Origin of the sequence: Nostoc sp. FACHB-190, from assembly GCF_014696905.1 — a bacterium.
Taxonomy (GTDB): Bacteria; Cyanobacteriota; Cyanobacteriia; order Cyanobacteriales; family Nostocaceae; genus Nostoc_B.
This window is the reverse complement of record NZ_JACJQW010000004.1, coordinates 213,915-227,312: the sequence shown is the minus strand read 5'-3', so window position 1 is coordinate 227,312 and position 13,398 is coordinate 213,915. Positions and strand designations below refer to the sequence as shown.

The 13,398-nt window shown below is 40.5% G+C and carries 10 protein-coding genes; 2 read left to right on the top strand and 8 right to left on the bottom strand.

Features of this window, described 5'->3' with window-relative positions:
- Positions 1-149 precede the first annotated feature (149 nt).
- On the bottom strand, positions 150-443 hold the full coding sequence (locus H6G28_RS07330; protein WP_190592105.1) for a hypothetical protein: 294 nt from the start codon (positions 441-443) through the stop codon (positions 150-152).
- Positions 444-1,161: 718 nt separating this feature from the next.
- Between H6G28_RS07330 and H6G28_RS07325 the strand changes: the two genes are divergently transcribed.
- Positions 1,162-2,106, top strand: coding sequence for an N-acetylmuramoyl-L-alanine amidase (locus tag H6G28_RS07325; RefSeq protein ID WP_190589880.1), 945 nt, complete (start codon positions 1,162-1,164; stop codon positions 2,104-2,106).
- 172 nt (positions 2,107-2,278) lie between these two features.
- Here the strand turns inward: H6G28_RS07325 and H6G28_RS07320 are convergent, their stop codons facing one another.
- The 3 genes from H6G28_RS07320 to H6G28_RS07310 form a co-directional block, all read right to left on the bottom strand.
- The gene (locus H6G28_RS07320) at positions 2,279-2,863 is read right to left on the bottom strand and encodes an LURP-one-related family protein (protein WP_190589879.1); all 585 of its coding nucleotides are present in this window, start codon (positions 2,861-2,863) and stop codon (positions 2,279-2,281) included.
- Positions 2,864-3,386: 523 nt separating this feature from the next.
- Complete coding sequence (locus tag H6G28_RS07315) at positions 3,387-3,974, bottom strand: cytochrome b (protein ID WP_190589878.1); 588 nt, start codon at positions 3,972-3,974, stop codon at positions 3,387-3,389.
- Positions 3,975-4,133: 159 nt separating this feature from the next.
- Positions 4,134-4,472: a carbon dioxide-concentrating mechanism protein CcmK gene (locus H6G28_RS07310; RefSeq protein WP_190589877.1), complete on the bottom strand. Its 339-nt coding sequence runs from the start codon at positions 4,470-4,472 to the stop codon at positions 4,134-4,136.
- Positions 4,473-4,701: 229 nt separating this feature from the next.
- Here H6G28_RS07310 and H6G28_RS07305 point away from each other — a divergent pair, with 229 nt between their 5' ends.
- On the top strand, positions 4,702-5,601 hold the full coding sequence (locus H6G28_RS07305) for an ABC transporter ATP-binding protein (protein ID WP_190669967.1): 900 nt from the start codon (positions 4,702-4,704) through the stop codon (positions 5,599-5,601).
- Here H6G28_RS07305 and H6G28_RS07300 read toward each other — a convergent pair.
- The 4 genes from H6G28_RS07300 to H6G28_RS07285 all read right to left on the bottom strand — a co-directional run bounded on the left by H6G28_RS07300 (position 5,589) and on the right by H6G28_RS07285 (position 13,040).
- Entirely contained in the window at positions 5,589-7,160 is a 1,572-nt protein-coding gene (locus tag H6G28_RS07300; RefSeq protein ID WP_190589875.1) for a cation:proton antiporter, read from the bottom strand. The genes H6G28_RS07305 and H6G28_RS07300 overlap by 13 nt on opposite strands.
- Before the next feature lie 32 nt (positions 7,161-7,192).
- Entirely contained in the window at positions 7,193-8,185 is a 993-nt protein-coding gene (locus H6G28_RS07295) for a mechanosensitive ion channel family protein (protein ID WP_190669966.1), read from the bottom strand.
- 255 nt (positions 8,186-8,440) lie between these two features.
- Positions 8,441-9,505 carry a TIGR00341 family protein gene (locus H6G28_RS07290; protein WP_190669964.1) on the bottom strand — a complete coding sequence of 355 codons (1,065 nt, stop codon included), beginning with the start codon at positions 9,503-9,505 and terminating at the stop codon, positions 8,441-8,443.
- A gap of 226 nt (positions 9,506-9,731) precedes the next feature.
- Complete coding sequence (locus H6G28_RS07285; RefSeq protein WP_190669962.1) at positions 9,732-13,040, bottom strand: DUF4912 domain-containing protein; 3,309 nt, start codon at positions 13,038-13,040, stop codon at positions 9,732-9,734.
- Between the last annotated feature and the right edge of the window lie 358 nt (positions 13,041-13,398).

Genomic DNA, 13,398 nt, shown 5'->3' with positions numbered 1-13,398 from the left:
GATTTAAATGGAGAGTCTGGTTTTAGCAACGGATGAACAATACATTGGGTAGCTGGGAAGAATGGGTAACTGTCTTGGGTTATGTGGCGTTTACGGTGTTTATCATTGGTTGTGTGTTTGCCACCCAGAAAAAATAACTCCGAGAAAAGTCAAGGTTTTTTGAAAAACTTACAGATGAACTGTCCAGGGTCTTGATTTTCCAATGGTACAACAGTCCCATCTGACTGAGTTTTGACTTTTTGACGGCAGTTGTATACTTCCAGGGGTCTTTTTTTGCCATCCACACTCAGAACTGCCCGATACTCCCAATAATTTTTGGCGCTGCGGTTAATACTGAGAATGCAAATCTGATGACCATTGTAATTACGGCAGACAGCAGCATACGCGGGGAAAATGTAGAAATTTGAGAGTATCACTAGCAATATCAGAGCAAAATATTTCATCTTGGGCAATTTCTCTTAAATCTACTCTCAATACGGTTCGGATAAGAAACTTACTTGTGTAGGCAAGCAAGGGTGCAGGGGTGAAAGGGGGAACGAAGGTACGCTCTCCCCTGCACCTGAAGCTCCTCCGCCCCCCTGCTCACCTCAACAGATACATTTGTTAACCAAACCGTATTGAAACTCTCACCGATTGAGATGCTGTAAGTCATGTCTATAACAAGCGTTAGCACAACAACTGTTAGTAGGCATTTTAGCGGCGATCGCACCTTCGTCAGCACACAATCATTAATTATTTGCTAATTTTTGCCGTTCATGTGGCATAACCTAAGATAATCCCCATGATTTGAGTTATGACGTGAACTTAAACATCTGCAAAACCAGCCTGGATCACATGCTATTCTTAACTTGTTTTGCTACAACCAGATGCGGAGGTTTAATTCACAAACATTCTCAAATCAAATGGATAAGCCTGACTACACTATATTATTGATGTGAAATGGAGGGGTATATTTTTATCTCGTTAAAAAATAAATAAATAATTATAATTCTGTTTATGTTAATAAATAAAGTAAATAACAATTAGTGTTTGTTAAAATAACAATGGCATAAGTAGAATTTTATTATAAATAGTATATTTAGAAAAATATAGATTGCTTGCAAGTAAACTTTTAAGCTTTCAAGCATTAAGTTAGTATCAAATAAAAACAAGGAACAGCGCATGAAATTTGGAATTGATATCGGCCATAACTCTCCACCAGATACAGGTGCTAGAGGCATCAGAATAGAAGATAATTTAACACTGGAAGTAGGCAATAAAGTTATAGAAAAACTCAAAGCATTAGGTCATGAAGTGATACCATGCAGACCAGACCGTCCGACATCTTCGGTGAAAGACTCACTTTCACAAAGAGTCAATAAAGCTAATGCTAATCGAGTTGAACTCTTTGTATCCATACATTTTAATGCCTTTAACGGTCAAGCCAACGGTACAGAAGTTTTTGCAGGTAGTGAAACAAGTCGAAGAATAGCAAAATCTGTATTAGATGAAATTATCAAACTAGGTTTTTTTAATCGTGGTGTTAAAAGTGGTTCTCACTTATTTGTCATCCGCAATACAAATATGCCGGCGATTTTAGTTGAATGTTGCTTTATTGATTCGCAAAAAGATATTAATCTGTTTAATTCAGAAACAATGGCTAATGCTATTGTCAAAGGTTTAACAGGTCAAGTTCCAACTACTCCAGTTCCGCCAGTACCAGATGAAGAACAGAATGTTGATACAACAACCCTAAGATTGCAAAAAGCCTTAAACCGATTAAAAATTACCGATAAAAATGGTAAGCCCTTGGTAGAAGATAATGTACTGGGCGAAATCACGAGTTCTGCTGTAGAAAACTTTCAAAAAATTGTCGGAATAGCCGCATCAGGTGTTGCTAACACATCTACATGGAATGCAATTAATTTGATTTTGGCTAAACGCATTATCCGCCCCAACCATGCTGGTGGAACAGTTGTGAGATACTTACAATATCGTGTAGGTGTAGAAGCTGATGGGATTTACGGGCCACAAACAGAAGCAGCAATTAAAAAATATCAGCAGCAAAATGGTTTAACTGCTGATGGAATTGTTGGGCCAAATACTTGGCAAAAATTAATTGGCTAATTATTAGCAATTAAGTCAGGCAAAATAAAATCGGGCTTACGTATAAAGATTTTCTGTGAAGACTGGGTGAAAGGGTATGGGGTGTGAGGGTTTTAGATACACACACCCTCTCCCCAATCATTGATTTTTAGTTTTTATGCGTCAGTCCTATAAAATATTTTGCCTGGAGAAATTAGCCACGATTTTTCTCTAATAGCAGCATCATAATTAAACTTAACAAAATCTGTTGTTCTTCGCGATCGCTAATTTGATCAACAGCTTTAATAATAAATTTCCGCGACAAGAAAGTCGGAATTTTCTCCAACCGCATCACCACCGTACCATCCGCCCGACTCACCAAATAGACAGGGTTGAACACAAAACCAGTAAACATACCCACAACGGGAATTTCGGCAAATAAAGCATCCGCAACCTTCACCCAAGGATTTTTTTCTTGGATAGTTAAATAAGTATTTTCGCCATCAAAAATGTCATACCGCGCCCGCCAAATAGATTTTAAACCGCGACGTTTGACCGCACCGATATTTGTACCGTTAGTGTCGCTAAATTCATAACGAGCCGAGAAATCAATAATGCGATCGGCTTTGATGTAGTATTGAGGGTTAGTTTGTTCAGCATCAGCAAAAATTGTTATCGCTTCTTTGAGCTTAAAAAGTTTCTGTTTAACGTAGAAAACTAAATTACCCTGAGCGTTAACAATAGAAATTTGGGGTGCTAATGCCCAAAATTTAAATGTAAGTTCCAAAGGATACTGCATAATTCAGTAGAAGCAACAAGGTTGATGGCTCTATTAATCCCAAAATCAGTAAATAACCAATGTTTTTGTAACTAATATATACAAACTGATATATTCCTTGACTGAAATTGATATTTTATTTTTTTTGGAGGTTGTTTGAAAAGTAACTGGTTGTGATTATTAGCACATTTAAGCTTACATATATAGGACTCATATTTGATTTCTGTAGGACTTACGCAAAAAAACGAAAAAATAAGGTTTTAGAACAGGGTGCAGGGGTATGAGGGTGTAAGGGTGTAATTATCCAAAACCCTTACACCCCATACCCTTTCACCCTCACACCCAATCCCCACAGAAAATTTTGATGCGTAAGTCCTGTTCTGAAAAAAATCAGTATACCCAGGTCAGGCTTTTTCCTACTCCCTACTCACCATTCCCTACTCCCTGCCTATCGCGCTTGCGCTGCGCTTCTCTGCGAGACGCTTTGCGAACGCGCACCACACAACTAGATTCAGAAATCAAATCGGATTCCTCTAGCTCATTTCTAATTAGGAATTTTATTCAGTTTTCTCGTCATCAAAAAGCCTTTAAATCTCCGCCAGTTGGCTTTGACAACTTTCCATTGTTGTAGTATGTGCAGAAGAATCAAAGCTAAAAATGTATAGGCTATCCAAAAATGAACGCTTCGACCTAAGTCTACTAAACTAGAGTTTTGTGGGAAAAAATCTGGTAAAGTCAACCAAAAAAAATTGACATTGTTACTTTTATAAGAATTGGAAAAAAAGAACCCACTAACTGGAACTGCAAACATCAAGAGATAAAGCAGAGTATGGAGTATAAATTTACGTGTCCATTCAGGCGTAAATCTTGGCAAATTTTTAGTGTATTTTCGCCACCATACCTGCAACAACACTAAAATCCGCCAAGTTAGCAAAGCTACTACCAAAGCTCCGATTGATTTATGAAAATCATATAGTTCTGATCTGAATAAAGTTCCACGGGATAAACGCGCCATACCTGAACCAGTTATAAATAAAACTAAATAACAGGCAGACATGATCCAATGTACAGACATGAGTTGCTTAAACGCAGAATTAATCCTACCTTTCTTAACTGCTGATGTTAAATTCATATCAATACATCTGAATTTTGTTATGGTTTTAATTCACAGTGCTATCGGGCGTTTTTTGGTTTTGTCGCTAAGTAAGTAATTATCTTACTTAAATAATCTTAATATATTTTATTTTTTTGCGGTTGTGTGAAAAGTAGTTGGTTGTGATTGTTAGCACGTTTACGCTGACAAGGGTGGAGGAAACCGAATATCTGCATTGAAATTTTCTATATTTGCTGAAAGATGAATAGGTAAAACATATTCGAGATTGTCGTGAGGACGAGGAATAATATGAAAAGAAAGCACCTCACCACCATTGACGCGAGATATTGCGGCTAGTCCTGAGACGACTGCAACGTTAACTTCCCCAACTTCTCCCCGAATCAGTACGGTTATTCTGCCCAAGTCAGTATTTTCGTAACCAACAAAAGTAATACAAGCAGCTTTACACATAGCATCTGCCGCTTCTACGGCGGCGGGAACTCCATAAACTTCAATCATCCCTAGCGCAAGTGTCATACTGATTTTCTCTGACCGAATCTGTTCTGCTGTTGTTCCAAATTGTAAATCAATGAGAACATATAGCGTTTTTCAGTTTGTGCAGTACACCTTTCAAGGGGAGAGAGGCTAGAGGCTAGAAAAATTTACCTCATCCAGATGAAATATGCTGTAATGTTTGATGCTATGAGACATCGAGCAAATATATTAACCATTAACTAGGTTGACTACATAATCCAAAATTTAAAATATGCTAACTATTAGAAACCTAAATAAATCTTATTCTCAAAGAAAAGTTATTCAAAGTTTAAACCTGCACATAGCAGCAGGAGAAATTTATGGCTTACTTGGTGCGAATGGCGCTGGTAAGACAACCACGATTAATATTATTTGTAATTTACTCAAGGCTGATAGTGGTGATATTACAATTAATCATCAGCCAATTTCAGAGGCGACAAAAAAAATTATTGGTGTTGCACCACAAGAAAATTTACTGTATAAAACTTTGACTTGTGAGGAAAATTTAAAGTTTTTTGCTGATATTTATGGATTAGATAAAAGAACTTGCCAGGAACAAATACAAACAACGCTGACGGCGGTAAGGTTATGGGATAGGGCAAAAAATCCTGTAGAAACTCTCAGTGGTGGGATGCAAAGACGATTGAATATTGCTGTTGCTTTGGTTCATCAACCAAAATTTTTAATTTTAGACGAGCCAACTACCGGATTAGATATTGAATCAAGATACGAGATTTGGGAGTTAATTCGACAGTTGAGTAATCAGGGAATTACGATTTTATTGACGACGCATTTATTAGATGAAGCCGAGCGCCTTTGTCATAAAATTGGGATTCTCAAAGATGGGCAAATTTTGGCTGAGGGCAGTTTAACCGAGTTACGTAAATTAATTCCAGCCGCCGAAGTTTTAGTATTACAAACTGCTGAAAAGGAACAAGCGATCGCCCGCGCCCAGGAATATAATTTTACACCTAAATATTACGGTAATGAGTTGGCTTTTTGGCTACCAGAAACACTGGAATTAAAAGAAATTCTTGACCGATTCGCCGGGATAAATATTGAGGCGATCGCGCGTCAGCCTGTACGTTTAGAACATATTTATTTGGAAGTTGCCCAAAATCACTGTTCTTGATGATTACTGTTATGATTTGTTTGCAAAAAAGGTGACAGTTCTTTATTCAACTTCCCTGCACGCACAAACTCAGCGTAGGTTTCTGCTTCAATAGCTAACAGTTCTCCTCGCAGTTCTTCAGCAGTAAACTCTTGTAAATTTGGATATTCATCCAACAATTTATCAATTTTTTCTTGTAAGAAATTAATCTCTCCTTTGAGTAGCGTTTTTTGATAATGATAAAACTCTAGGCTAATACCAGGACGCTTTTGTGCTGTCTCTAAATATTCTAGCGATCGCTGGAGGGCCACTTGACGCGCAATTGCTTCCATATATTGTTGGCGTAATGGTTGCGAACCTAAAAGTTGTAATTTTTCTAATAATGCTTGGGTAGTTAAACCCTGTACTAATAAAGTAAATAAAACTACGCCAAATACTGTGGCAATAATTTCTTCTCTTTGCGGCAGTATAGCTGGTACACTCAAAGCCAAGGCAATAGAAACCGAACCACGAAGTCCACCCCAAGTCAACACAGCTTGTTCAGCTAAAGGAATTTCTGATTTAGCTACCCAATTACTAATACTACTCAAAACATAAATAGATACAGCTCTAGCTAAAGTCATTGCAGCAATTGTGACTGCAATAGTTTTGAGGTTATCTCCTAAAACGAGAAAGTGAACCTGATCACCAATTAACAAAAAGACAATTGAATTCACAAAAAAAGCCAAAAATTCCCAAAATTCTGTGACAATAATGCGTGTACGTGGATTCATCCCAATGCGCGAACCAAAGTTACCTAAAATCAAAGCTGTAGTGACTACACCAATTACCCCAGAACCACCCAAATGTTCTGTAATTAAGTAAGTGCTGTAGGCAGAAACTAAAGTGAGCGACTGTTCTACTAATGGTAAATCAAAACGTTGTGTGAGGTAAGAAATACCAAATCCCGTTAATCCGCCAACGCCAATCCCAATACCTACAACCTGAAAAAATTCTAATACAGCAGATTGTAAATCTAGTTTAGTATCACCCAGTGGCAGAGCTACCAATAAACCAAAAGCTACAACCGCCATACCATCATTAAATAAACTTTCCCCTTCCATCAGGGTTTTTAGGCGTTTACCTGCTCCCAGTTCTCGAAACAAAGCCGTTACTGAAACTGGATCTGTTGCTGATAGACTAGCTCCCACCAATAGCGCAATACTCAACTCAATTCCTGCAAATTGATTCAAACCAAATGCGACTCCAGCAATCGAAATTATTACCCCAATCACTGCATACAAACAAATAGGTAATAAATCTCGTTTTAAGTCTGACCATTTTAAATTCCAAGCAGCTTCAAACAGCAATGGTGGCAAGAAAATTACCAAGATCAATGCTGGAGAAAGGCTGACTAATCGCACATTTACAAATGCTAATCCTAACCCGACTATGACGAGTAGCAATGTATAAGGAATGCGGCGTAACCAACTAAAAATTTGTGGTAGTGTTGCTACACCTAAAGAGACAGAAAGTACTAAAAGAAATTGCTTGAGTTGTTCTGCAATTAAAACTTCGCCTGTAGCCGAATCTAATGTCATAAGGATATTCCAATTTAAGAGAACATTTACCACTAAACTTTGCCGTTATTATGATCATTTCTCTGGGGCTGCATTTGAGTAAGCATTTGAAGTGAATCGCTGATGCGGCGCGGTTTTGGTACTTCGCCTCTGCCAGCCGGCCAGCCTTCTCGCTGACGAGAGCGGTTCCCATCGGTTTCTTCTGTTTGGTCGTGAAACAAAATTTGTTGTGTGGGAAAGGGTAAATCAATGCCGTTTGCGACTAAAGTTTTCTTAATTGCTGACAGTACCTTGTCCCGTGAGGCGAGGTCATCTGCACGTCGCGGCGGTTTTACCCACCAACGAACGCGGATGTTAACAGTACTTTCAGCAAGTTCCATGACAAGGACATCGGGTGCAGGGTCTTGCAGTACTTCTGCCACACTATGTAGGGCTTGAAGCATTAACTCCTTGGCTTGGTCAATATCATCACCGTAGCCAATACCGACATCATACTGGAGCCGCCGACTTTCAAAGGCAGTGTTCACCGTGACTGAGTTAGTGAATAATTCTGAATTGGGAATTACAATGCGGCGACCATCATAAGTTTTAAGTGTTGTGGCTCGTGTTTCAATATTTTCTACAGTTCCTTCAAAATCTTTAAAAACTATTTGGTCATCAATGCGGAATGGCTCTGTCAATAAAATCAGAATACCTGCCAAAAAATTTTGCAGAATATCTCGAAACGCAAAGCCAATTGCCACACCACTAATCCCTAGCAGTTGCACTAAATCTCCGGCGCGGAATGTCGGAATGACAATTGACAAAGCAATAAATAGCCCTAGTAGCAGTGTTGTACCCTGGGCTAACCGTCCTAGTACTAGTCCTAAATTTCGAGCTTGGTGGCGATCGTGGGTTAAGCGTTTAACGAGTCTCTTAATGGCTCTAGCCACAAAAAAGAAGATTGTAAATACAATCAATGCCAGCACGAGATTCGGCAGCAAAACAATAAATCCGTTAATCATTCCCTGGATTTTGTTCCAGAGGGCAGATATATCTGCATTCATGACACTTGCTTAATGATCAGCAATGCTAATAATAAGAAAAACTTTGGTTAATTAACTCCTTCTGTAGTTGGTTTTGTAGTCTATAAATAGGATGAAAAATAAGTTTTATCGAAATAGCATTCAGGAATCAGGAGCCAGAATTCAGAAGGAATTCTGTACGACACTTCAGCAAGCTCAGTACATCGCCGGCGGATGAATCAGTGGGTTTAGTATTACCATTAAATCTTGGACTTAGGGGTAGATTTAGATCCGCCACTAATTGATTCTGACTCCTGAATTCTGACTTCTGGATTCTTCTTTAAATTTTGGCATTTTATTATACAAATTAGGACTTTCTCCCCTAACTTCTGTGACTTGACTGACTTCAAAAACCAACCTGAATACTTGACCCATCTCTTTTTGAATAAATTCTTCTAAAAGATGCACTTGTTTAGATGTTACAGGTTCTTTAGCACGCACACTCAAGCGAACTTCAGGCGGATTAGCAAGCCAATTAGTATCAGTTGTTAGCAGTTCCAAACGCTGAAAAGTTACGGTACGATTTAATAAAGCTTTTTTCAAAGAAGTTTCGAGTTGTGCTTGTCTAAATAATTCGCTAAAGCTCACGGTTAAAGGTATTAGTAAAATCCCTGTTAAAGCTAATGCCCATAACAGTACTTTTCGGGCATGATGAAAAGGCGAATAGCCAGTGACGAAGAATGTCAGCATACAGGCAAGACTAATGCCTAAAAGATTGGTGAGGTAAAGTAAAGTTGCGCCTAAACTTAACGCCCAGTCAGATTTTGCTAGACCTAAACCGATAACACAAATTGGAGGCATCAGAGCCACAGCTATTGCTGTACCTGCCACACTCGCCGAGATTTTTGAATTTACCTTAGCGTAACCACTAATACCACCTGCTGCCACAGCAATTCCTAAATCTAGTAAGGTAGGTTTAGAGCGAGATAGGACTTCACTGCCAAAATTAGGTAAATTAACTAGCAAACCTATACTGTAGGAAATTAAAAGAGCTAATAATGTGCCACATAAAACGGCTATTGTACCTTGACGAAATAAGTTGACATTGCCCACTAATGCGCCAAAAGCTAAACCGCGAATTGGCAACATTAAAGGGGCAATAATCATTGCTCCAATAATTACAGCCGTGCTGTTAGAGAGTAAACCAAATGTAGCGATCGCACAAGAACCAATAATTAAAATCAAATATGTGGTGTTGGGGGTAGATTCTGCAAAAAATTCTTCTACAAGCTGTTGTAGTTGTCCTGGTTCAACTTTTCTTTTCTTGAAATCTCGAAAGCGGTTGTGCAGATGATTAATCAAAGCAATTTCCTAAAGTAAAATCATTCTCCATAGGAAATTTTAAACAATAGTTTTCACCACAGTATCTACCTCAAGATGAAAGTTCCGTATTAAGTATTAAATATTTCAAAATTCTCCCATCACAATCAATAAATCATGGATGATCAATCCCGTCTATTCTGAGAGTATATTTCTCGGAATCAGGAACAGACATAATTGACTGTTCCTGATTTTCTGGAATCAACAACTACGCTTCTGGCAGTTCTTGGGAGAACTTTTTGTGAATTGTCTTGGATTTTTCGCCATCAGCCGCCACTGCCGTCATGATGTAGTCAATCAAGTTCTCGGAGAAGGGAACACGCAAGTGAAATGTGCCATCGGGTTTGAGGGCGATAGGATTTCCGGCAATATTCACAGTGGCATTAGGTTCAGTTGCACCGTGAATAATTAACTCGGCATCGGCGACAAACCAGAAATCGCGTTGGGGACGGCTGAAGATGCGAACCGCAGACGAACGGGCAATTGTCACCCAACCTTCGGTTTCTGTAGCATAGCCAAGTTCGATGAGATAATCGCGATCGCTGGTGGGAATTGCCACATAGCGGTCATGGGTGATTTCTTCGCATTCATACTGCTGAATTAATTGCGGTGGCTGATAACTCATATCCAAATCAGTTGCATCATAAAGCCGCAGTGCTAATTGTAAAATGCCAGCATCTTGCAGTATTTGTTTGCGGGTTTCGGAAAGTTCCCAAGCTGCATAAGCCCATTTAGGAGTGCGTGGAGTCAGGGTAATACTACTGTTGTCGATGGGTGAGGGAGATGACTGTTCTTTAACTGCGGGATGTGCATCTTCGGTAAACAGAGGGCTGAAGACGCGGACAATTGAAGAACGTGTAATACTCACCCAGCGATCGCCAACAATAGAATAGCCAATTTCTGCAATGTAATCATGATCAGCTATGGGAATACCCACAGAGGTTTCGGATGTGGCAAAGTCAAATTCCGATTGCTGTACCAATTGTGGCTGCTGATAGCTCATATCAATATTGGTGACATCATACAGCCGCACCGCTAATTGGAAAATACCGCCATTTTGCAACATTTGTTTGCTGGTGTCGGAAATGTGCCAAGAAACATCAGCTAACTGGTGTGTGCGCGGTATCAAACTCACGCTGCTGGTTTCATCAACTAACACCACATTGGCGGCTTGATTTGTGACATGAGGACTACCAAAAATCCGGGCAATATCAGAATGAGCTAATGTCACCCAGCGATCATCTACGTTGCCATAGCCAATGGCTGCTATATAATCACGCTCAGTTTCAGGAATCGCTACCGAGCCGCCAGAGGTGTGGATATCACATTCATATTGCTGCACCAAGTGGGGCTGCTGATAACTCATATCAATATTGGTGACATCATACAACCGCAAAACAAATTGGGATTGACCCGCATTTTGCAGCATTTGTTGGGCAGTGGGGGAAATTTCCCAACTCACCTCGGCTAAATCATGGGTTTTGGGGATGAGAACCACTTTACTATAAGGATCAGCGATCGCTAAAATTTCCGTTGTGGTAATGGCTGGTGTTTGTGGTGTTGCGGCTGGTGGATTTATCCCCGACCAACTGCCTATCCCTGCACCTGGTAAGCTTTCTGAATTAGTCACAATTAACTCCTCTGTTTCTTCTGGCTCAGGTTCTGCGGCATCGGCGACGAAATTCAATTTCTCGATTTCTGGGTCTAGTTGCGAGTCTGTTGTGGGCAGATTTTCTGTGAGGTCAAAATCCCAATCATTGTCATCCGTCAAGTTGTCAGAAAATTCTGGCAAGTCGATAGTTGCATTGATTTCTGTTTCCGTCGGACTGATTTCTAATGGTTCTGGAGTCGATTCGACCGTTGCTTCTGGCTCGTCAGATATGCTGGATGATTCAGAATTGACAGTGGTTGACCTATCTAAAATCGGCGGATAGGCAGTATTCACAACTGCGGCTGGTGCTTCCATATCCCAAGGTGAGATGCTGAGATCATCATGATTATCTGGGTTGTGATGATTGTTGGAGTCTTTGTTGACAATCAGAGAACCGAGCGCCGCCCCTGTACCCACAGCTAAAGCCGCATCTGTGGCGGAAGCTGCGATCGTACCTTCCAAAACTTTCGCACCATTGTGATACCCATTCCCGTTAGCCCAATTAGTGGGGGGAACTTCTGGAGGTTCGCTAATTACTGTTGGTTCAGTGGCTGCGGCAATATCTGGTGTAGGTGGTTGCGGGGTTGGGGGTGGTGTGTCTTCTGCTTCTGGGGGACTTGAGGGACTGGTTCTAATCATCCACAACAACAAACCTGCAATTACCGCTATGGGTAGGACTAACCACCACAGTGGTATTTGTCCTTGAGTGATGGGATTATTTGCGGCGGGTGCAGGGGTTTGCTGTTCACCTGTTGCGGCTGGAGCATTAGCAGGCTGTGGTTGTTCACCGATAGCGGCTGGGGCAGTGGAAGCTAATGGTTGCGGTTCCCCTGTGGCTGCTGCTGTGGGGGCTGTCGTGGCGATCGCGGCTGGTGTGGTAAACGGCACAGTACTAGTTTGCGGTGTGGCGGCTGGTGTAGATTGGGCATTGACAGCCAACAGCAGGCTAGGAGATTCACCCTTAGCGATCGCTTCTGCTTCTTCCATTCTCGCTGTTTCTATTGCTTGTTTTCCTGGTTTTGCTAAAGCAAAGCCGAGAAAACCTGCGACAGCCGGGTTAGGATTCTTTTTATAAACGTAAACTAAAGGTTGAGAAAAAGGATATTTCGGATCATTAGGTAAAGCTTGATGTAATTGCAGTACCCGCACCCCAGGTAACTGACTGATTTGATTCACTCTGGCATAACTAATACCATCTTTACCCAATTGTTTGACAATTTCGGCGGTGTTATCTTCCGTTAATTTAGTAGCCGTATCTCCTGTAGCGAATTTTGCGGCTTTAAAAACTGGGTAATTGTTGAGTGCTTGACGTGTATCACTACTATCGGGACGATCAATAACTCTGATTTTGCCTGCTCGCCCGCCCAACTGTGACCAATCAGTAATGCTTTTACCCCGGAAAATTCTGGCAAATTGTCTATCAGTCAAACTGCCTTTAAAGGGATTTTCTTCACCGACAATAATGGCAATTTTTTCGCGGTGTAACCGCACTTGCTCTAAACCTTGGGCTTTTTCTTCAGGAGTTAAACCACGCCCAATGGACGCAATATCGGCTTGTCCTTCCAATACAGCTTTAATCGCCGCTTCTGTACCGTTGTTGGCTACTTCTACCTTTGTACCAGCAAACTGTTTCTCAAAACTGGCCTTCATGTTTTGATTTACCAGCGCCAAAGTACTAGAGCCATCAACACGCACCGTAGATCCATTCTCCACTGTTTTTGGCAGTGAAAATGAGGGAGTGTCAGTGGCCGATTGCGCCAACACTGGTGCCGAAACAAGCCAAGTCGCTGCCATCGGAGATGTAGCTAAAGCTAACGATAATACCAGGTTGACGATCGCACTATCTTGTTTTTGTTGTTGCCCCATAAGCTCCTAATCCCAGGTACAGAAAACAGCAAGCGGCCAGTCCTCAATGTGATTTTTTGATCCAAGAGGAGACGCGCTAATTATACATCTGGTGTCAAGGTTCTTTGAAAAATGTGTGATTTACGTATCCGAATCTATACTGTGTTTTACTTTATCTTGACTTTTCCCATTCTTCATGCTTTGTTTAGCTTTTTTAAACTATTCCGCAGCAGACAGATAATAGGTTACAGCGTTACAAATTTGTGACTTTAATTTAATTTACCGATGTCCAAACTAATTTGGCTACTGCTATATATTTCGATGTAGCTAACACATTTATACTTAACCAGCCCAGTTTATTGTCATAAAAATATACACA